Genomic DNA, 20,608 nt, shown 5'->3' on the forward strand with positions numbered 1-20,608 from the left:
TGAATACCATAAAGGTTCTGAACAGGCTCAGAACCTTATGGATAAAAAAATAGCATTACTCACCCAAACTACTACCATTGGTTTCAATCACCCGCTTATACCAATAAAAACTCTTCTTACGACGCCGCTCCAATGAACCGGTTCCCTGTTCATTCTGGTCAACATAGATATAACCATAACGTTTGCTTATCTCACCTTTTGAAGCACTGACCAAATCAATCGGCCCCCAACTGGTATATCCCATAATATCCACACCATCTTCAATCGCTTCTCTGACCTGAATAAGATGATCGCTAAGGTATTGAATACGATAGTCATCCTGAATATTGCCATCCGCTTCCGGTGTATCTTTCGCACCCAAGCCATTCTCAACGATAAACAAAGGTTTCTGATAGCGATCCCATAACAAATTCAATATCGTGCGTAACCCAAGGGGATCTATCTGCCAACCCCATTCTGAACTGGGTAAATAAGGATTAGCCACCATATGCAGAATATTACCCTGCTGTTTCTGGTATTCCGCCTCATCTGCGGTCATACAGCCGCTCATGTAATAACTGAATGAAATAAAATCGACCGTATTTTTCAGATCATGCTTATCTTGCTCTGTAATTGCCAGTTCAATGCCATTCTCGCGAAAATAACGCAACATATAGCCAGGATAATTCCCACGGCTTTGGACATCGCCAAAAAATAACCACTTTTGATTTTTCTGAAGCGTTGCTAATACATCTTCGGGTTTACAGGTTAATGGATACATCAAACCACCCAGTAACATATTACCAATCTGGGCATCAGGAATGATCTCTCGGCACAATTTCACTGCCCTGGCGCTGGCAACCAATTGATGGTGAATAGCTTGATAGATCTCTGATTGAGTACTGTTTCTCGATAATCCAACACCTGTCAGCGGTTCATGCAGCGACATATTGATTTCATTAAATGTCAGCCATAACTTCACTTTACTCTGGTAGCGATTAAATACCGTGCGCGCATAGTGTTCAAAAAAGGCGATCAATCTGCGATCTCCCCACCCGCCATATTTTTTGACTAGCGTCCACGGCATTTCATAGTGAGATAATGTGATCAAAGGTTGGATGCCATATTTGGCCATTTCGTCGAACAGCCGATCATAAAATGCCAGGCCCACTTCATTGGGTTGCTTTTCATCCCCATGAGGAAAAATCCGGCTCCAAGCAATCGAGGTACGTAAGCATTTAAATCCCATTTCTGCAAACAGGGCGATATCTTCGGGGTAACGGTGATAGAAATCGATAGCAATATCTTTGAGATATCGCGTTTCATCCGCAGGATCACGTTCAACAACGGGGCCAGTAATCCCTTGTGGCAAAACATCTGAAGTGGAAAAGCCTTTTCCATCCGTCAAATAAGCACCTTCAACTTGATTGGCAGCAATCGCGCCTCCCCATAAAAAATGCGTTGGAAACTGTTTCATGCAAACCCTCCTCTCATGGATATTTAAGGCTTATGTAGGAATTCAGATTGGTTTTTATCGGTATTGTTTTCTGTAGGTGAATTGGTAACAGCAGGCAGGCCAAATAACCACGTCAAAATGGTCGCGATAATAAACGCTAGCAATGTGCCAATCATTGCGCCCCATACGGTATTATCGATTCCTGATGGCGGGATCATTTGAGTAAAAGTAAAAATATTGCTTAGTCCTATTGAATAAACGGCACTTTGGTAATAACCAACCACAGAGCCACCAATCGCACCAGCAATACAGCCAAAGATAAACGGCCGACGGTAAGGCAGGGTAACCCCATAAACCGCAGGCTCAGTGATACCAAAGATACCGGCGGTAACAGCAGAGCCAGACAACATTTTTAATTTAGCATCGCGGGTACGCAAGAAAACGCCCAATGCAGCCCCCGTTTGCCCTATTACGGCCGGTAACAACAAGGGGGTTAACGTATCATGCCCCAAAACCGTTAAGTTGTTGAACATGATTGGTACTAATCCCCAATGCAGCCCAAAAATGACACAAACTTGCCAGATTGCCCCCATAATCGCCCCTGCCAGAGCCGGTGCAAACTCATATACTGCCTGATAACCATAAGCCAATGAATGGCTTAGCGATGTCGCCACTGGCCCAATGACAATAAAGACGAGTGGAACAATCAATATCAGGCAGACAAGGGGAGTAATGAAGGTTTTAATGGTGGCGGGCAGGCGTGAATCCAATTTTTTCTCTATTTTACAGCTTATCCAGGAGGCAAAAATAATTGGGATCACAGAAGAGCTATAATTCAAAAATGAGAGTGGGATACCCATAAAGTATTCAGTTGTGCTGCCAGCAACTATAGATGCCTCGAAAGCAGAGATAATCATGGGATGCACCAAGGCTCCGCCAATTCCCATTGTAATAAATGGATTGCCCCCAAACTTTTTACCTGCGGTATAGCCAAGTAATAAAGGGAAAAAATAAAACAGCGAGTCACTGGCGGCATACCAGATACGATAAGTACCGCTGTCAGGTGTTAGCCAATGAAATGCAATGGTAACGGCAAGCAAGCCTTTTAAGATCCCGGAAGCTGCCATTACCCCCAAAAATGGGGTAAAGATACCCGAAATAATATCGATAAAATGGTTAAATAAGTTATCGCGCTTGCCAGTTGGATTTGGCATTGAAGGTGTTTCATCAGAAGGTGCTAACACTTGTTGGATAACCTGATATACCTCTTTGACTTGATTACCAATCACAACCTGAAATTGCCCCCCACTTTCGACAACCGTAATAATATCGGGATGGGCTTTTAGTTTATTGATATCGGCGAGTGAGCGATCCCATAGTTTAAAACGCAGCCGAGTCGCACAATGAACGAGACTGACAATATTTGCTTTACCACCAACACCTACAATGATTTCCTGGGCCAGTATCTGGTATTTCATGCCACTTCCCTCATTTTCCGCACTGCCTGTGCTTTAAAAAAGATAGTATGCGTGTGATTTCATATAGTGTTGTAAATTGCAACTTGAAGTTTAATGCGTATAAACAAAATCATTAAATATCACCCCATGTTAAGGACGACTTTATCTTTAGATGGACAACAGCGGATTTTACCCATCCATTAAATTACATGATTCCTATTCAGGATGGTAGAAGGTGGTCAGCGTCAGAAAAAGATAATAGGCAGGCAAAACTTCGTCAGGAAATGGAAACTCAATTTATTCGACATGGAAGTGACATAACATGTGGGTTGGATTCTTTTTAAAATTTGTAGAATAAATACCTTTTAATATAGCATAAGTTTTATTTTCATCTATTTTGAGTCTGGTCAGAACATTGAAAATAAACACCTCAGAACCCATTTTATAACTATAAATCGGTAACTTATGTCACAACATCACAATCGTCCATTAAATAAACAAGATTATAAAACGCTGTCCTTAGCGGCTTTAGGTGGCGCTCTGGAATTTTACGACTTCATTATCTTTATCTTTTTTGCTGTTGCACTTGGAGAACTCTTTTTCCCCGCGGATATACCTGAATGGCTCAGACAACTACAGACATTCGGTATTTTTGCGGCGGGTTATCTGGTTCGGCCTTTAGGTGGGATCATCATGGCCCATTTTGGTGATCTCATTGGGCGTAAGAAAATGTTTTCACTCAGCATATTGTTGATGGCTGTACCAACACTGGCTATCGGCATGTTACCCACCTATGACGTCATAGGCATGGCTGCCCCTGTCCTACTGCTACTGATGCGGATTATGCAAGGAGCCGCAATTGGCGGAGAAGTGCCCGGAGCCTGGGTTTTTGTGGCAGAACATGTTCCCCATAAACGCATTGGATTTGCCTGTGGTGTTTTAACGGCAGGATTGAGTTTGGGGATTTTATTTGGTTCTCTCGTCGCAACTATTATTACTTCGATTTATTCCAGACAAGAAGTCCTGGATTGGGCATGGCGTCTGCCATTTTTCTTAGGCGGTATTTTCGGTTTATGCGCTATGTATCTGCGCCGCTGGCTGCATGAAACCCCTGTCTTCAAGGAAATGCAGGAACGCAAAGCGTTGGCAGGAGAGCTGCCACTAAAGACGGTTGTTTTTAATTACAAGCGCGCCACCTCTATTTCCATGCTGCTTACATGGCTCCTTTCTGCTGGCATTGTCGTTGTTATCCTGATGACACCAACCTATATGCAGACAGTCTTTAATCTTGAACAATCACTGACTTTGAAAGCAAACAGTCTGGCGATTATCTCATTAGCGATTGGCTGTATCTTTGCCGGATACTTATGCGATAAATGGGGAGCCGGTATCGTTCTGATTATAGGTTGCATTCTATTGGCTGCCACAACATGGTTTTTCTACCACAATATCAGCCATGAACCGCTCAAACTATTTAGTGCTTATTCCCTCACTGGTCTGACTGTCGGTGTGATTGGCGCTACTCCTTTTGTTATGGTGAAAAGCTATCCGCCAGAAGTCAGGTTTAGTGGCATTTCATTTGCGTATAATTTGGCTTATGCCATTTTTGGGGGACTGACACCAATCTTCGTCACCTTATTGCTGACATATACCGCACTGGCACCCGCTTATTACATGATGACCTTATCGGTAGTTGGTCTTTTATTGGGGGCTTACTTGCGGAAAAAATCTATCTGAAAACAGGTGGGAAATTAAAGGATAATCAAACACAGGATGAGCATAACTCACTCATCCTGTTAAAAGTAATTAAGCGTGTTTCACTTCACCAATTGGCAGAATAGTACGGCCATATTGTTCATTCAGAACTTCAGCCATTGCCAGATAGAAAGCACTCGCACCACAGATAACACCTTCAAAACCTGCAAAGGTCAAAATGCTGGCATTGCCGGTGATATTGCCAATTGCCAGCAATGCAAACAGCAGCGTCAAGCTGGCAAATACAAATTGCAGAACACGGTTAGCTTTCAACGTACCAAAGAACATAAACAGGGTGAATATTCCCCACAAGGCGAGATAAACGCCAAGGAACTCATGACTGGTTGCTTCAGCCAGCCCCATCTTTGGCAGAAACAGCAAAGCGATCAGGCTCAGCCAGAACAAGCCGTAAGAGGTAAATGCGGTTGCCGCAAACGTATTTCCTTTTTTGTACTCAAAGATACCTGCCAGTACCTGAGCCAAACCACCGTAAAAAATTCCCATGCTCAAAATTGCTGATGCCAATGGGAAAAAACCTGCATTGTGCAGATTCAACAAAATGGTTGTCATGCCAAAACCCATTAAACCCAATGGGCCTGGGTTCGCTAACTGATTAGAATGCATATTTCCCCTAGAAAACACAAATAAAACAAAATATTAAAAAAGTTATCGTGGCACTTTCCTGCACCAAGAAACCATAAAAGGCGGCGAATCATAATGTGATGACATCAACTACACAATGGCCTGCGAAAAATTTTTTTATTAAATCTCAATTTTTTTTCAATTCTCCCCTTGATGATGAGATGAATGACCCCATCTAAGTCTCAACTACAGTTACTACTGAATATTTCGGCATTAGCTGGAAAATAAAATGAGGAATTTCTGGCGAACAGCGCCATTGAAAAGCAAACATTCGTCCTCATATAGCTTAGTAACTTGACCGAATATATGAATTCTTTGTGGAGGCGTTTAGATGGGTAAAATCATTGGTATCGACTTGGGAACTACCAACTCTTGTGTAGCAATTATGGACGGCACGACCACTCGTGTGCTTGAAAACAGCGAGGGTGACCGTACCACACCTTCTATCATCGCATATACTCAGGATGGTGAAACTCTGGTTGGTCAACCAGCTAAACGTCAGGCTGTTACTAACCCGCAAAACACGTTGTTCGCCATTAAGCGTTTGATTGGCCGTCGTTTCCAAGACGAAGAAGTGCAGCGTGACGTCTCTATCATGCCATACAAAATCATGGCAGCGGATAACGGCGATGCATGGCTGGAAGTAAAAGGCCAAAAAATGGCACCACCTCAGGTTTCTGCTGAAGTTCTGAAGAAGATGAAGAAAACAGCGGAAGACTATCTGGGTGAACCAGTAACCGAAGCTGTTATCACCGTTCCTGCATACTTCAACGATGCACAGCGTCAGGCAACTAAAGATGCTGGCCGTATCGCAGGTCTGGAAGTTAAGCGTATCATCAACGAACCAACCGCGGCTGCGCTGGCTTACGGCCTGGATAAAGAAGTCGGCAACCGCACCATCGCAGTTTATGACCTGGGTGGTGGTACTTTCGATATCTCTATCATCGAAATCGATGAAGTTGATGGCGAAAAAACGTATGAAGTTCTGGCAACCAATGGTGATACCCACTTGGGTGGTGAAGACTTCGACAGCCGCATGATCAACTATCTGGTTGACGAGTTTAAGAAAGAACAAGGCATCGACCTGCGTAATGACCCACTGGCAATGCAGCGTCTGAAAGAAGCGGCAGAAAAAGCGAAAATCGAACTTTCTTCTGCACAGCAGACTGATGTAAACCTGCCATACATCACAGCCGATGCGACCGGTCCTAAGCACATGAACATTAAAGTGACTCGTGCAAAACTGGAATCTCTGGTTGAAGACCTGGTTAAACGTTCAATCGAGCCTCTGAAAGTCGCACTGAATGACGCCGGTCTGTCTGTATCTGACGTCCACGATGTGATTCTGGTTGGTGGTCAGACTCGTATGCCAATGGTGCAGAAAGCCGTTGCAGATTTCTTCGGCAAAGAGCCACGTAAAGATGTGAACCCAGACGAAGCAGTAGCAATGGGTGCTGCGGTTCAGGGCGGTGTACTGGCTGGCGACGTGAAAGACGTTCTGCTGCTGGACGTCACACCACTGTCTCTGGGTATTGAAACCATGGGCGGCGTGATGACTTCCCTGATTTCCAAGAACACCACTATTCCAACTAAACATAGCCAGGTGTTCTCTACCGCGGAAGATAACCAATCTGCGGTAACGATCCACGTAATACAGGGTGAGCGTAAACGTGCCAGCGATAACAAATCTCTGGGCCAGTTCAACCTGGATGGCATTCAACCAGCAATGCGCGGTACTCCGCAGATCGAAGTGACTTTCGATATCGATGCTGACGGCATCCTGCATGTTTCTGCGAAAGATAAAAACACAGGTCGTGAGCAAAACATCACCATCAAAGCCTCTTCTGGTCTGAACGAAGAAGAAATCCAACAGATGGTACGTGACGCAGAAGCAAACGCAGAAGCTGACCGTAAGTTTGAAGAGCTGGTTCAGATCCGTAACCAAGCTGACCAGCTGATCCACGGCACTCGTAAGCAAGTTGAAGAAGCGGGTGATAAACTGGCAGCAGACGATAAAGCGGCAATCGAGAAAGCAACTTCTGAGCTGGAAACTGCGGCGAAAGGCGAAGATAAAGCTGAAATTGAAGCGAAAATCCAAGCTCTGGTTGAAGCATCCCAGAAACTACTGGAAATTGCCCAACAGCAAGCCCAAGCTGGTGCTACCGATGCTGGCGCAAACAACGCGAAGAAAGATGACGATGTTGTAGACGCTGAATTCGAAGAAGTTAAAGACAAAAAATAATAGCCCTTAGCGGGCAAAGTAACAGGGCGCCTGTTACTTGTTAACTGGCACGGGCGTTGAGGTAACTCCACGCCCGTGTGTGCGTGTTAAGGGTAAACAATACGATGGCAAAAAAAGATTATTACGAAGTTTTGGGCGTTTCCAAAACCGCAGACGAAAAAGAGATCAAAAAAGCCTATAAACGGCTGGCAATGAAATATCACCCTGACCGTAACCAAGGTGATAAAGAATCAGAAAGTAAATTCAAAGAAATTAAAGCAGCGTATGAGATCCTGACAGATCCTCAAAAACGTGCTGCTTATGACCAATATGGTCATGCTGCCTTTGAACAGGGTGGCATGGGCGGCGGCGCAGGTGGTTTCGGTAATGGAGCTGACTTTAGCGATATCTTTGGTGACGTTTTCGGCGATATTTTCGGTGGTGGCCGTCGTCAGCAGCGTCCTAGCCGTGGATCAGACCTGCGTTACAGCATGGAATTAACCCTGGAAGAAGCTGTCCGTGGTGTGACCAAAGAGATCCGCATTCCAACCCTGGAATCTTGCGATACCTGCCATGGCAGCGGAGCCAAAGCAGGAACCAGCCCAGAAACGTGTCCAACCTGTCATGGAGCTGGTCAGGTACAAATGCGTCAAGGATTTTTCGCGGTTCAACAACCTTGTCCGCAGTGTCATGGCCGCGGAAAAATCATCAAAGAGCCTTGCGGTAAATGTCATGGACATGGCCGCGTTGAAAAATACAAGACACTGTCCGTTAAAATTCCAGCGGGCGTCGATACCGGCGATCGCATTCGTTTGAGTGGTGAAGGTGAAGCAGGTGAACACGGCGCACCATCCGGCGACTTGTACGTTCAGGTTCAAGTCAAGGCTCACCATATCTTTGAGCGTGATGGCAGCAATCTCTATTGTGAAGTGCCGATCAACTTCGCAACGGCGGCATTGGGTGGCGAAATTGAAGTTCCAACCCTTGATGGTCGTGTCAGCCTGAAAATTCCTGCGGAAACCCAGACTGGCAAGCTGTTCCGTATGAAAGGCAAAGGTGTTAAATCCGTCCGTGGCGGTGTTCAAGGCGACTTGCTGTGCCGTGTCGTAGTAGAAACACCGGTTAAGCTGAATGAAGAACAAAAAGAGCTGATGCGCAAATTGGGCGAATCTTTTGGCGGGAAAAGCGGTGAAACCAATAGCCCTCGCTCCAAAAGTTTCCTTGATGGCGTGAAGAAATTTTTTGATGATCTGACCAAGTAATTTAGATCTCTCATAAATCCCGCCTGATTATTTTTCTAATGTATTGGCGGGATTTCTAATTTATTAAGCCACCTTCAATTTTAACGGGAAGTTACCCCAGCTTCGTGACAATCACCCCAACCACAATCACAATACAAGCCAATAAACGCATTTTGCTAAACGGCTCTCGCAAGATAACAACAGACAATAACATCGCAAATAACACGCTAGTTTCACGTAATGCCGCAACCAGCACGATGGGGGCATGACTCATCGCCCAAATCACTATGCCATAACTGAGTAATTGCATCAGCCCACCCAATAACCCTTGTTTCCAATATTGATGCAGCTTCCTTCCGGCCGTATTCCAATACCTGAAATACATCATCACGCCCATGATCCAACCATTAATAGCAAACAGCCATAAGATATAGGCCAAGGTATTATCGCCAGCTCTGGAGCCAGCGCCATCGGACAAAGTATAACCGGCGGTAAATGCCGATGTTGTGATTGCCGCAAGTAACGTTTTACGATCCAGATGAAGAGCATTTTTTCCATGTGGAAAAGCAATTAACATAATCCCCACGATAATAAGCGCCACTCCCAGCATGGCTAGAGGTGGTAACATTTCCTGCAAAATTATCCAACTCAATAACGCGGTAATGAGTGGCGCACAACCTCTGGCAATAGGATATACCTGCCCCAAATCTCCCGTCGCATAAGAGCGACTTAAAAACAGACAATAAGCCGTATGTAAAACAGCAGATAAGATTAACCACGGCACAGAAGGTAATGACGGTAATCCAACCCAAAACAGCCCCGAAGTGGCAATCATTCCGGCAAAAAAGACAATAATTGAAATGCCCAGGAACCGATCAGCGCTAATCTTAACTAAGGCATTCCAACTGGCATGTAACAAAGCAGCGCCAAGAACAAACAGGAAAAGTAATGTTGTCATGGAGTATCTTACTCATCTCGTTATTACAAATAATGATTAAAATTTCTTCTTCTATACAGTGTAATTTATCAAAATTTTAAAAAATATTATTTCAATATGTTACAATTCGAATATCACGATCAATTTTGCACAAATAATCTACTTTTTCCGATGTCATGACTATAATAACATGCGTAACCTTGAGCAATTTCATAGGTTAATTTATCCATGACTGCAATCATTCGCCAATTTTTGAAATTAGAGGCCGCAGGGGGGATCCTTCTCATTATCGCGGCCATCATTGCGCTGGTTATGGCGAATACGCCATTGCAGGGTATCTATCATCACTTTCTCAATCTTCCTGTTGCAGTACAATTTGCAGCGTTGGAAATCAACAAGCCATTATTACTATGGATAAATGATGGATTAATGGCGGTCTTTTTTCTCATTGTCGGGCTGGAAGTGAAACGAGAACTCATGGAAGGCTCACTTGCGGGCCGTGATAAAGCCATTTTCCCAGCCATCGCGGCATTAGGAGGAATGTTGGCGCCGGCATTGATCTATCTGCTGTTTAATGGCAGTGACGAGATCACCCAACAAGGTTGGGCAATTCCCTGCGCAACAGATATCGCTTTTGCACTAGGGATCATGGCATTACTGGGGAAACGCGTTCCCACCGCATTGAAAGTCTTTTTGCTTGCGCTGGCGATTATTGATGATTTAGGTGTCATCATCATTATCGCACTGTTCTATACCAAAACAGTCTCTCTGACTGCATTAGGCTTGGCTACCGCCATGATTGGGCTACTGGCCTGGATGAATTGGAAAGGGATCGCTAAAACATCCGCTTATCTGATTGTTGGTGCTGTTTTATGGGTGTGTATCTTGAAATCAGGTGTTCATGCTACATTGGCTGGCGTTATTGTCGGGTTTCTGATCCCCCTTCGAAATAAAAAAGGCGAATCACCTTCTGAAACTTTGGAGCATGAACTGCATTCATGGGTTGCTTATTTCATTCTGCCACTGTTTGCTTTTGCCAATGCCGGCGTTTCATTACAAGGCGTCACATTAGATGGCTTAACCAGTATATTGCCTATAGGCATTGCCCTTGGCCTGTTTATTGGCAAGCCATTAGGTATTTTCCTGTTTAGCTGGATTGCGGTAAAACTGGGAATTGCTAAATTGCCGGAAAAAATTGGCATGAGACAAATCTTCGCTGTTTCCGTACTGTGTGGGATCGGTTTTACCATGTCTATTTTTATCTCAGGTCTAGCATTTGAAGGTCTCAATGACACTTTCAGCACATATTCCCGCTTAGGTATATTGATAGGTTCTACCACCGCAGCGGTTGTTGGTTATGGATTACTAGCCATACTGTTACCGAAGAAAAAGACGTAGTCAAAAACAGATGAATAGACTAATTTAAACACAGATATAGAAAGAATTTCCGAGGTAACTCATTCTCTTAATATTCGCGGCAAAGCGTTTATAACTGTGATGCCGCGAATATTTTTATTGTCATAGAAAATAGCAATAGAAAAATAGGAAAACGCCATAATCTGGCGACCTGAAATGTATGGTCACGGCTGTTATACAGATGTGAGGCAATACACAAGGATAAATATATGCGGGTTTCACATTTAAATTTTAACCATCTCTATTATTTTTGGCATGTTTGCAAGGAAGGCTCGGTTGTAGGGGCGGCAGAAGCGCTATACCTGACACCACAAACCATTACAGGGCAGATAAAAGCGTTGGAAGAGCGTCTGGGTGGGAAGTTATTCAAGCGCCAGGGAAGAGGATTAGTCCCCTCAGAGTTGGGGCAATTAATTTTTCGCTATGCGGATAAGATGTTTACACTCAGCCAGGAAATGATGGACATCGTGACTTACAGCCGAGAATCAAATCTGCTGTTTGATGTGGGTGTCGCTGATGCGCTGTCCAAACGTTTAGTGAGTAAAGTGCTGGAAACAACCGTTGTGGAGCACGAAAAGATCCACTTGCGTTGCTTTGAATCGACACATGAAATGCTACTTGAACAGCTCAGCCAGCATAAACTGGATATGATCCTATCCGATTGCCCTGTGGATTCTTCTCAGCAGGAAGGATTGTTCTCAGTGAAATTGGGCGAATGCAATATCAGTTTTTACTGCCGCCAGCCGATCCCAGAAAAGCCCTTTCCAGCCTGTTTGGAAGAGCGCCGTTTATTAATCCCAGGCCGCCGCTCGATGTTAGGCAGAAAGCTCCTGACATGGATACGCAATAAAAATCTCGAAGTTGAAGTGCTGGGCGAATTTGATGATGCCGCTTTGATGAAAGCGTTTGGTCTGTATCACAACGCCATTTTCATTGCGCCTTCTTTCTACGCCAATGATATTTTCGCTGACAGTGATATTGTTGAGATAGGTCGATTGGATACGGTGCAGGAAGAATATTACGTTATCTTTGCCGAGCGTATGATCCAGCATCCGGCTGTCCAACGCGTGTGTAACAAAGATTTTTCTGCTTTGTTTAGCTCGCCACCAAAAAGTCGTCCTGAAAAATTATATTAAAATCAGCAGATACAAAAAAAAAACCGGCTTTAAGCCGGTTTTTTTAGGTCATCAAAATCAATGATTACATTGCTTTGATTTGTGCTGCCAGAGCAGATTTATGACGTGCTGCTTTGTTTTTGTGGATCAGACCTTTGCAGGCGTGACGATCAACAATTGGTTGCATGTCATTGAATGCTTTCTGTGCAGCTTCTTTGTCGCCAGCAGCGATAGCCGCGTAGACTTTCTTGATAAAAGTGCGCACCATAGAACGACGGCTCGCATTGTGCTGACGGCGTTTCTCAGACTGTACGGCGCGTTTCTTAGCTGATTTGATATTAGCCAAGGTCCAACTCCCAAATATATTCTATCGAGGACAATTCAAAGGCCGAGGAATATGCCTGTTCAGCCTTCTTTTGTCAATGGATTTGTGCAAATAAGCGTCGTTGTACAGCGACGCTGGTTACGTTGTGATGGGGCAGGATTTTATCAGCTTACTCAGAGGGAATACAGTCTTTCGCAATAAAAAACTGAATGAATCACAGAGAAATGCGATAAATTAAATATTTTTCGGGCATCTAGCCTATTTTTATTGTATGAATCAGGTTATTAATTAAAACCCTTTGTGATCGTGGGTTAACCTTGCGCTTTGTACAAGGTATAATCCGGCAATTTCCACGGTATTGAGCCAGCTATGGAGCTAATTCGCGGTATACACAATATCCGGGCGCGTCACCATGGTTGCGTGCTGACGATTGGTAATTTTGATGGTGTCCATCGCGGGCATCAGGCTTTATTAAAACACTTGAAGCAAGAAGGGCAGCGTCTCGGATTACCGACGATGGTCATGATTTTCGAACCGCAGCCTCTGGAAGTTTTTGTGGCAGATAAAGCGCCTGCTCGCCTGACAAGGCTGAGAGATAAAATAAAGTATCTAGCCCAAAATGGCGTTGATTATCTGTTATGTGTGAAATTTGACAAACATTTTGCAGCCAACTCACCTGAAGCCTTTGTTTCGCAGTTGCTCGTTGAAAAACTGGGTGTTAAGTTTTTGGCAATAGGAGATGATTTCCGTTTTGGCAAAAATCGCCGCGGAGATTTTCACTATTTGCAGCAAGCAGGTAAACAATACCGTTTTGATGTCGCCAGCACAGCCAGCTTTTGTGACAGTGGTCTTAGGATCAGCAGTACAATCATTCGTCAGGCACTGCAAAATGATGACCTGACTTTGGCCGAAATATTACTGGGGCATCCTTACAGTATAAGTGGCAGAGTTGTTCACGGTAAGCAATTGGGACGCACCATCGGTTTTCCCACTGCCAATTTACCGTTGAAACGTCTCGTGGCGCCTGTTAAGGGCGTTTATGCTGTAGAAGTCCATGGATTAGGTGATAACCCCCTACCGGGTGTTGCAAATATAGGCAATCGCCCTACGGTTGCGGGCCTGGGCCTGCAACTTGAAGTGCATTTGATTGATACCCAAATGGATCTGTATGGGCGTCATATCGATGTAGTATTACGTAAAAAATTGCGTAATGAGCAGCGATTTGCTTCGCTTGATGCGCTTAAACAGCAAATCGCAAATGATGTGGTTGCAGCGAGAGACTATCTCTTGCAGCGATCCAAGTCATGTATCTAGCGGAAAATTGGAACTGAGAATCTATAATGAGTGACTATAAAGACACCCTGAATTTACCGGAAACAGGGTTCCCTATGCGCGGGGATTTAGCGAAGCGCGAACCAGATATGTTAAAACGTTGGTACAAAGAAGGTTTGTATCAGGCAATTAGAAAAGCAAAATCTGGCAAGAAAACGTTTATTTTGCATGATGGCCCTCCATATGCAAACGGCGATATTCATATTGGTCACTCAGTTAATAAAATTCTCAAAGATATTGTTATTAAGTCCAAAGGGCTGTCAGGCTTCGACTCGCCTTATATTCCAGGTTGGGACTGCCACGGTTTGCCTATTGAGCTCAAGGTTGAGCAGATTATCGGCAAGCCTGGGGAAAAATTTTCCGCCGCTGAATTTCGTGCTGAGTGCCGTAAATATGCCATGACTCAGGTCGAAGCACAGAAAGCGGACTTCAAACGTCTGGGGGTTCTGGGCGATTGGGATAAACCTTACCTGACCATGGACTTCAAAACTGAAGCTGACATCATTCGTGCGCTAGGCCGTATTATCAAAAATGGACACTTACTGAAAGGGGTAAAACCCGTTCACTGGTGTACTGACTGTGGTTCCTCCCTCGCCGAAGCGGAAGTGGAATACTACGATAAAACCTCCCCTTCCATCGACGTGCGCTTCACGGCTGTTGATGCTGATGCCGTGTACGCCAAATTTAATGTACAACCACAAGGTCTGCCTGTTTCTTTAATTATCTGGACCACCACCCCGTGGACATTGCCAGCAAACCGTGCGATTGCTTTGGGTGCAGAAATCACCTACCAATTGGTCAAAATCGATGATGAATGCATCATTCTGGCGGCTGAGCTTGTCGAGAGCGTTATGCAGCGCGCGGGTATCACTGCATGGGAAGTTTTAAGCGATTGCACAGGGGAGGCTCTGGAACTATTACGCTTCAACCATCCATTCATGAGCTACGATGTGCCTGCTATCCTCGGTGATCACGTCACGCTTGAAGCAGGTACAGGTGCAGTCCATACCGCGGGTGGTCACGGTCCAGACGACTACGCTATCAGCTTAAAATATGGTCTTGAAATCGCCAACCCGGTTGGGCCGAATGGCTGCTATCTCTCTGGCACTTATCCTTCTCTGGATGGACAATTTGTCTTTAAAGCCAACGACATCATCGTTGAATTGCTGAAAGAGAAAAGTGCATTACTGAGTCTGGCAAAAATCCAACACAGCTACCCGTGCTGCTGGCGCCACAAAAAACCCATTATCTTCCGTGCAACACCACAATGGTTCATCAGCATGGACAAAAATGGTTTGCGTGAACAATCGCTGAAAGAGATCAAAGATGTCCAGTGGATCCCAGGCTGGGGACAAGCACGTATCGAATCAATGGTAGAAAACCGTCCAGACTGGTGTATCTCTCGCCAGCGTACATGGGGCGTACCAATGTCTCTGTTCATTCATAAAGAGACACAAGAACCACATCCTCGTACCGTTGAATTGATCGAAGAAGTCGCCAAGCGCGTTGAAGTCGATGGCATTCAAGCCTGGTGGGATCTGGACACAGCAGACCTGCTGGGTGATGAGGCCGCAGATTACACCAAGGCGCCAGATACGCTGGATGTTTGGTTTGATTCAGGCAGTACCCACTCTTCGGTTGTGGATGCCCGTCCAGAATTCAACGGCAATTCAGCCGATCTGTATCTGGAAGGTTCTGACCAGCACCGTGGCTGGTTCATGTCTTCACTGATGCTGTCCACTGCGATCAAAGGCAAAGCCCCTTATCGCCAGGTTCTGACTCATGGTTTCACCGTTGATGAACAAGGGCGTAAAATGTCCAAATCCATCGGCAATACCGTCAGCCCGCAAGATGTGATGAACAAACTGGGGGCAGATATCCTGCGTTTATGGGTGGCAGCCACTGATTATACTGGTGAAATCGCTGTTTCTGACGAGATCTTGAAACGTTCGGCTGATGCTTACCGTCGTATCCGCAATACCGCCCGTTTCCTGCTGGCAAACCTGAATGGTTTCAACCCAGAAGAGCACATGGTAAAAGCGGAAGATATGGTGGTTCTGGATCGCTGGGCTGTCGGTCGTGCTCAGGCCGCACAAGCTGATATCCTTAAATACTATGAAGAGTATGATTTCCACTCTGTCGTTCAACGCTTGATGCAATTCTGTTCCGTGGAAATGGGCTCGTTCTATCTGGATATCATCAAAGATCGCCAATATACCGCGAAAAGTGATGGCCTTGCTCGTCGTAGCTGCCAGACTGCCTTGTTCCATATTGCAGAAGCCCTGGTTCGCTGGATGATGCCGATTCTGTCGTTCACTGCTGATGAAATTTGGCATGAATTGCCAGGCAAACGTGCTCAATACGTCTTTACCGAAGAGTGGTATGACGGATTATTTGGTCTGGCAGATGGCGAAGATATGAACGATACTTTCTGGGCTGATCTGCTGACAGTACGTAGCGAAGTGAACAAAGTTCTGGAACAGGCGCGTAATGACAAACATATCCGTAGTTCACTGGAAGCGGCTGTCACACTCTATGCCGATGCAGCACTGGCAGAAAAACTCAACAAACTGTCTGACGAACTGCGCTTTGTCCTGCTAACCTCTCAGGTTGAAGTTGCTGCTTATGCAGCCGCCGATGAGAATGCACAGCAAAGCGAAATTGCAGGCTTGAAAGTCGCCTTGCGCAAAGCAGACGGAGAAAAATGTCCACGTTGCTGGCATTATGCTAAAAACGTGGGCCAGGTGGCGGAACATGCTGAACTTTGCGGCCGCTGTGTGACTAACGTTGCCGGTAACGGTGAAGAGCGTAAATTTGCCTGATGAGTAAACCCATTTGTTCCACCGGACTTCGCTGGCTTTGGCTGGTTGTTGTGGTATTAATACTGGATTTGGGAAGCAAGCATTTAGTGTTGCAGCATTTTACGCTGTACGAATCCATGCCATTGATACCTTATTTCAATCTGACTTACGCCCAGAATTTAGGGGCGGCCTTTAGTTTTCTGGCCGATAAGGGCGGCTGGCAGCGTTGGTTCTTTGCATTGGTCGCCGTTGTCATCACGGTTGTACTGCTGGTAATGATGTATCGTTCCCATGCCAGGCAAAAACTGAGCAATATTGCCTACGCTTTAGTGATTGGTGGCGCTTTGGGAAATTTGTTCGATAGGCTGGTACATGGCTTTGTTGTCGATTTTATCGACTTTTATGTCGGAGAATGGCACTGGCCTACCTTTAATATTGCTGATTCTGCAATTTGCATCGGGGCTGCTCTCATTATCATTGAGAGCTTTATCAGCCCTGATGACAAGGACAAACAAGCAGTCTCGAAAACTTAGTCATTGAAAGAATGATAATAAACCATCTCCGGCTTAGTTAACCGGGGATGGTAACTTCGTCTATACCCAATAGCGGTATATTTGCAATCATTTTTAAGTAAAAGGCTTGAGCAACATGTCAATGCAGGTGCAAACGCACAGTGCAGTTTTATTACATTTCACCTTAAAGCTGGATGATGGCTCTACAGCGGACTCAACTTACAACCAAGGTAAACCCGCATTATTCCGCCTCGGTAATGGTAGTCTCTCAGCCCCACTGGAAGAGCAGCTTCTTGGTTTGAAAGTCGGTGATAAACATCAATTTACTCTGGCTGGAGAAACCATTTTTGGCAAACACAATCCTGATTTAATCCAATATTTCACTCCTCGTGATTTTTCCGATGCCGGTGTGCCAGAAGTGGGAACCATCATGTTATTTACCGCCATGAACGGCAGTGAAATGCCTGGATTTATCAAAGAAGTGGCTGAAGGTTCCATTACTGTTGATTTTAACCATCCACTGGCTGAACAAAACATCACTTTTGAGATTGAAGTGTTGGAAATTGACCCTCAGTTGGAGGAAACCCATGCAAATATTGCTGGCTAACCCTCGTGGTTTCTGTGCGGGTGTTGATCGTGCTATCAGCATCGTAGAGCGTGCACTGGAATTGTACGGTGCTCCCATCTATGTTCGCCATGAAGTGGTACATAACCGTTATGTGGTTGACAACCTGAGAAAGCGTGGCGCCATTTTTATTGAAGAAATTTCAGAAGTGCCTGATGGCGCTATTTTGATCTTCTCTGCCCATGGTGTTTCCCAAGCCATTCGTGCAGAAGCCCGCTCCCGTAATTTAACTATGCTGTTTGACGCGACCTGCCCGCTGGTCACCAAAGTTCATATGGAAGTCGCCAGGGCAAGTCGCAAAGGCAAAGAGGCGATTTTAATCGGGCATGCTGGTCATCCCGAAGTTGAAGGCACCATGGGGCAATACAATAACCCCAACGGTGGCATGTATCTGGTGGAATCACCGGAAGACGTATGGAAACTGCAAGTTAAGGATGAAAATAACCTCTGCTTTATGACCCAAACGACACTTTCTGTTGATGACACCTCAGAAGTGATTGATGCGCTTAATGCAAAATTCCCCAATATTATCGGTCCACGCAAAGACGATATCTGCTATGCCACAACTAACCGTCAGGAAGCCGTGCGTGATTTGGCATTAGGGGCTGATGTCGTGCTGGTGGTTGGTTCTAAAAACTCATCAAATTCAAATCGTCTGGCCGAACTGGCACAGCGCGTAGGCAAGCCTGCCTATTTGATTGATTCTGCCGAGGATATCCAAGCAGAGTGGATCACAGGTGTGAACGCCGTGGGTGTCACAGCGGGTGCATCGGCGCCTGATATTTTGGTACAACAGGTGATTGAACGCCTGAAAACTTTTGGCGCAGAAACAGTTAACGAACTGCATGGCCGAGAAGAAAATATCGTTTTTGAAGTCCCAAAAGAGTTACGGGTTGAAGTGAAAGAGGTTAATTAACCTTATATCTTGATTGTCACTTTTACAGAGCGATAATCCCCTGACTGATCATCAGGGATGTTGTTGTGAGTTTGTTATTATTAACCTGAACCTTAGCCTGTCATTCAATGGAGTTCGGAATTCAGAGTAAACCACAACAGTCAAAATTTTGTTGAATAATTGAAGAGAAGTTATTTTCCTTTATGAAAATAACTTCTCTTATAACAATACCATTGGAGCCAATATCAATTGCGTTTAACGTAACAGAACGTTTGATTTCTCCACCCAGCTCAATAAAATATTCTTCCAGTAACCGTTCAGTTTCCGGTTGTGGAATGGCAAGAATGTGCTGATAGCAACTGTTCAACTGGCGGTAGTCGACATGTGAAATGCGCTGTTGATCCCAGTAAATTAAAATATCACTTATCTCTTTTCCTGACAGCTCGAAACGCTCCACCACGCCAAGAGAACGAAGTAAAGCCAGTGAGGCAGCGTTCATTGATAGTGCTTTCGAGTGCGTTGAGCGGGAAGATCTTTTTTCAACCACTGCCACATCAATTCCATTTTTCTTCAGCCTGCACGCTAGTAGCAATCCGACAGGACCGGCACCCACAATTAATACCTGATAATGGCTTTTCATTGGGATTCCTCGTACTCGCGCATCTCTTTGCGATTAATAGCTCTCAGGCGCGCCACAAAAAGTAGCCAACTAATTAGCAGCAATAATCCGCCACCCACCACTGTTACCCGGATATTAGTGGTATCAAGGAAACCGCCCACCAACATGACCATCAGTGTGGCTAGCGCCTGAATGGAACTGATAGACCCCATAATTTCGCCCTGTTCATTTTCCGGCACAAGATTTGAAATACTGCTTATCAGGCCGGGCAATGCAAAGCCCATAGAGGTGACGAAAAGGGTAATTAATATATGCAGATAAATAACATTGCTAACTATTGGAATTGCCATGACCGCAAGTGATGACACCACAAGTGAATATCGCACCATACTTTCAGGTTTAGCGAATTTAGCAACGTGTCTTACGACGAAATACTGGAATAATGCGTAGGTTGCCCCCATTGACGCGAGGAACGTACCGATCTGAAACGAACTGAAACGGTAAATATCCAGCAGGTAAGCGGGCAGGAAAGATTCAAACAACCACCAACCCGCAACGAAAATCGTCCAGACAGCAAATGCGGTTCTTAGCTCAGTGTGGCTGTAGGCTTTCGCAATTTGTACCAAACCAGAAAAGGCATTTATTTTTTCCTGAGTATGTTTCTCCAGAGTATCGGGGTACGCAACCAACGTGTAAATAAATAACAGAATAAAGATGGCTGCCATAATAACAAACGGCGTCATATATCCGCTAAATGACCCCAAAGAGAAATTGGTTAGCCAACCTCCGGTCGGTGGTCCTATTACCCAGGCTAGGCCCAATGCAGTCTGGATCATGGTGAGGTTTTTAGTTTTATTGCCCGGTGTGCTGATATCAGCCATGCTTGCCTGTGCAATCGCTACGTTACCCGCCATCATCCCGGCCAGCAAACGGCTAAGCAACAGTAGCCCTGCCGATGATTCAATAACCGCATAGGCACTGATGGCAAAGGCTATTGCAGTGCCCGCTACAGTCATTAGCATCATTTTTCTGCGGCCATAAATGTCCGACATTTTGCCCAGTATGGAGGCACCAAAAAACTGGCCAAGAGGGTAGATTGCAAGGAAAACCCCCAACATAATCACCTTTTTTTGATGATCCCAGCCGTCAGGGAATAGTGAAGCAGCATCAGAAATCATCATATGTGGGAATATTGCTACCACCATTCCTAAACCGATAAAATCAAGTAGCGCAACCAACACCAGATACCAAATAACTCCTGGTTTTTCTCTCATTTTTGT

Annotated in this window: 16 protein-coding genes and 1 pseudogene; 10 read left to right on the forward strand and 7 right to left on the reverse strand. The window is 45.1% G+C overall.

Features of this window, described 5'->3' with window-relative positions:
* Positions 1-55: 55 nt before the first annotated feature.
* Both WDV75_RS04325 and WDV75_RS04330 read right to left on the reverse strand, forming a co-directional pair.
* The gene (locus WDV75_RS04325; protein ID WP_273558055.1) at positions 56-1,456 is read right to left on the reverse strand and encodes a glycoside hydrolase family 1 protein; all 1,401 of its coding nucleotides are present in this window, start codon (positions 1,454-1,456) and stop codon (positions 56-58) included.
* Between the two features lie 71 nt (positions 1,457-1,527).
* Positions 1,528-2,913, reverse strand: a pseudogene (locus tag WDV75_RS04330) (PTS transporter subunit EIIC); the annotation flags it as partial.
* 444 nt (positions 2,914-3,357) lie between these two features.
* Between WDV75_RS04330 and WDV75_RS04335 the strand changes: the two are divergent.
* The gene (locus tag WDV75_RS04335; protein WP_273558056.1) at positions 3,358-4,629 is read left to right on the forward strand and encodes an MFS transporter; all 1,272 of its coding nucleotides are present in this window, start codon (positions 3,358-3,360) and stop codon (positions 4,627-4,629) included.
* 69 nt (positions 4,630-4,698) lie between these two features.
* Here the strand turns inward: WDV75_RS04335 and satP are convergent, their stop codons facing one another.
* On the reverse strand, positions 4,699-5,271 hold the full coding sequence (gene satP, locus WDV75_RS04340) for an acetate uptake transporter (protein ID WP_189758318.1): 573 nt from the start codon (positions 5,269-5,271) through the stop codon (positions 4,699-4,701).
* A gap of 349 nt (positions 5,272-5,620) precedes the next feature.
* On the opposite strand from satP, the gene dnaK reads away from it, so the two are divergent.
* Both dnaK and dnaJ read left to right on the forward strand, forming a co-directional pair.
* Positions 5,621-7,531 (forward strand): molecular chaperone DnaK, encoded by a 1,911-nt coding sequence (gene dnaK / locus WDV75_RS04345; protein ID WP_273558057.1) that lies wholly within the window; start codon positions 5,621-5,623, stop codon positions 7,529-7,531.
* Positions 7,532-7,635: 104 nt separating this feature from the next.
* Positions 7,636-8,772: a molecular chaperone DnaJ gene (gene dnaJ / locus WDV75_RS04350; RefSeq protein WP_273558058.1), complete on the forward strand. Its 1,137-nt coding sequence runs from the start codon at positions 7,636-7,638 to the stop codon at positions 8,770-8,772.
* 91 nt (positions 8,773-8,863) lie between these two features.
* Here dnaJ and WDV75_RS04355 read toward each other — a convergent pair whose 3' ends face one another.
* Positions 8,864-9,709, reverse strand: coding sequence for a DMT family transporter (locus tag WDV75_RS04355; protein WP_273558059.1), 846 nt, complete (start codon positions 9,707-9,709; stop codon positions 8,864-8,866).
* A 207-nt stretch (positions 9,710-9,916) separates the two neighbouring features.
* Between WDV75_RS04355 and nhaA the strand changes: the two genes are divergently transcribed.
* A complete protein-coding gene (nhaA, locus tag WDV75_RS04360) occupies positions 9,917-11,086 on the forward strand; it encodes a Na+/H+ antiporter NhaA (RefSeq protein ID WP_273558060.1) in 1,170 nt (389 codons plus the stop codon).
* A gap of 227 nt (positions 11,087-11,313) precedes the next feature.
* Positions 11,314-12,240, forward strand: a complete 927-nt coding sequence (gene nhaR / locus WDV75_RS04365; protein WP_189758313.1) for a transcriptional activator NhaR — start codon at positions 11,314-11,316, stop codon at positions 12,238-12,240.
* Positions 12,241-12,304: 64 nt separating this feature from the next.
* On the opposite strand, the gene rpsT is transcribed toward nhaR, so the two are convergent.
* Entirely contained in the window at positions 12,305-12,565 is a 261-nt protein-coding gene (gene rpsT, locus WDV75_RS04370; protein WP_038240544.1) for a 30S ribosomal protein S20, read from the reverse strand.
* A gap of 348 nt (positions 12,566-12,913) precedes the next feature.
* On the opposite strand from rpsT, the gene ribF reads away from it, so the two are divergent.
* From ribF to ispH, 5 genes are all read left to right on the forward strand, one after another.
* A complete protein-coding gene (gene ribF, locus WDV75_RS04375) occupies positions 12,914-13,858 on the forward strand; it encodes a bifunctional riboflavin kinase/FAD synthetase (protein ID WP_189758312.1) in 945 nt (314 codons plus the stop codon).
* Between the two features lie 26 nt (positions 13,859-13,884).
* Entirely contained in the window at positions 13,885-16,698 is a 2,814-nt protein-coding gene (gene ileS, locus WDV75_RS04380) for an isoleucine--tRNA ligase (protein WP_273558061.1), read from the forward strand.
* On the forward strand, positions 16,698-17,210 hold the full coding sequence (lspA, locus tag WDV75_RS04385; protein WP_189758310.1) for a signal peptidase II: 513 nt from the start codon (positions 16,698-16,700) through the stop codon (positions 17,208-17,210). Before ileS ends, lspA begins: the two co-directional genes overlap by 1 nt.
* A 115-nt stretch (positions 17,211-17,325) precedes the next feature.
* On the forward strand, positions 17,326-17,796 hold the full coding sequence (gene fkpB / locus WDV75_RS04390) for an FKBP-type peptidyl-prolyl cis-trans isomerase (protein ID WP_273558062.1): 471 nt from the start codon (positions 17,326-17,328) through the stop codon (positions 17,794-17,796).
* Positions 17,777-18,730 (forward strand): 4-hydroxy-3-methylbut-2-enyl diphosphate reductase, encoded by a 954-nt coding sequence (gene ispH, locus WDV75_RS04395; protein WP_273558063.1) that lies wholly within the window; start codon positions 17,777-17,779, stop codon positions 18,728-18,730. Before fkpB ends, ispH begins: the two co-directional genes overlap by 20 nt.
* A 121-nt stretch (positions 18,731-18,851) precedes the next feature.
* Here the strand turns inward: ispH and WDV75_RS04400 are convergent, their stop codons facing one another.
* A complete protein-coding gene (locus WDV75_RS04400; protein WP_273558064.1) occupies positions 18,852-19,349 on the reverse strand; it encodes an FAD-dependent oxidoreductase in 498 nt (165 codons plus the stop codon).
* Positions 19,346-20,602: an MFS transporter gene (locus WDV75_RS04405; protein ID WP_273558065.1), complete on the reverse strand. Its 1,257-nt coding sequence runs from the start codon at positions 20,600-20,602 to the stop codon at positions 19,346-19,348. The genes WDV75_RS04400 and WDV75_RS04405 overlap by 4 nt, the downstream gene beginning before the upstream one ends.
* Positions 20,603-20,608 lie beyond the last annotated feature (6 nt).

The organism is Xenorhabdus griffiniae, assembly GCF_037265215.1.
Classification (GTDB): Bacteria; Pseudomonadota; Gammaproteobacteria; order Enterobacterales; family Enterobacteriaceae; genus Xenorhabdus; species Xenorhabdus griffiniae.

Coding starts and splice junctions, on each gene's coding strand:
- WDV75_RS04325 (WP_273558055.1), bottom strand. CDS start 1,456: ATGAAACAGTTTCCAACGCATTTTTTATGGGGAGGCGCGATTGCTGCC.
- WDV75_RS04335 (WP_273558056.1), top strand. CDS start 3,358: ATGTCACAACATCACAATCGTCCATTAAATAAACAAGATTATAAAACG.
- satP (WP_189758318.1), bottom strand. CDS start 5,271: ATGCATTCTAATCAGTTAGCGAACCCAGGCCCATTGGGTTTAATGGGT.
- dnaK (WP_273558057.1), top strand. CDS start 5,621: ATGGGTAAAATCATTGGTATCGACTTGGGAACTACCAACTCTTGTGTA.
- dnaJ (WP_273558058.1), top strand. CDS start 7,636: ATGGCAAAAAAAGATTATTACGAAGTTTTGGGCGTTTCCAAAACCGCA.
- WDV75_RS04355 (WP_273558059.1), bottom strand. CDS start 9,709: ATGACAACATTACTTTTCCTGTTTGTTCTTGGCGCTGCTTTGTTACAT.
- nhaA (WP_273558060.1), top strand. CDS start 9,917: ATGACTGCAATCATTCGCCAATTTTTGAAATTAGAGGCCGCAGGGGGG.
- nhaR (WP_189758313.1), top strand. CDS start 11,314: ATGCGGGTTTCACATTTAAATTTTAACCATCTCTATTATTTTTGGCAT.
- ribF (WP_189758312.1), top strand. CDS start 12,914: ATGGAGCTAATTCGCGGTATACACAATATCCGGGCGCGTCACCATGGT.
- ileS (WP_273558061.1), top strand. CDS start 13,885: ATGAGTGACTATAAAGACACCCTGAATTTACCGGAAACAGGGTTCCCT.
- lspA (WP_189758310.1), top strand. CDS start 16,698: ATGAGTAAACCCATTTGTTCCACCGGACTTCGCTGGCTTTGGCTGGTT.
- fkpB (WP_273558062.1), top strand. CDS start 17,326: ATGTCAATGCAGGTGCAAACGCACAGTGCAGTTTTATTACATTTCACC.
- ispH (WP_273558063.1), top strand. CDS start 17,777: ATGCAAATATTGCTGGCTAACCCTCGTGGTTTCTGTGCGGGTGTTGAT.
- WDV75_RS04400 (WP_273558064.1), bottom strand. CDS start 19,349: ATGAAAAGCCATTATCAGGTATTAATTGTGGGTGCCGGTCCTGTCGGA.
- WDV75_RS04405 (WP_273558065.1), bottom strand. CDS start 20,602: ATGAGAGAAAAACCAGGAGTTATTTGGTATCTGGTGTTGGTTGCGCTA.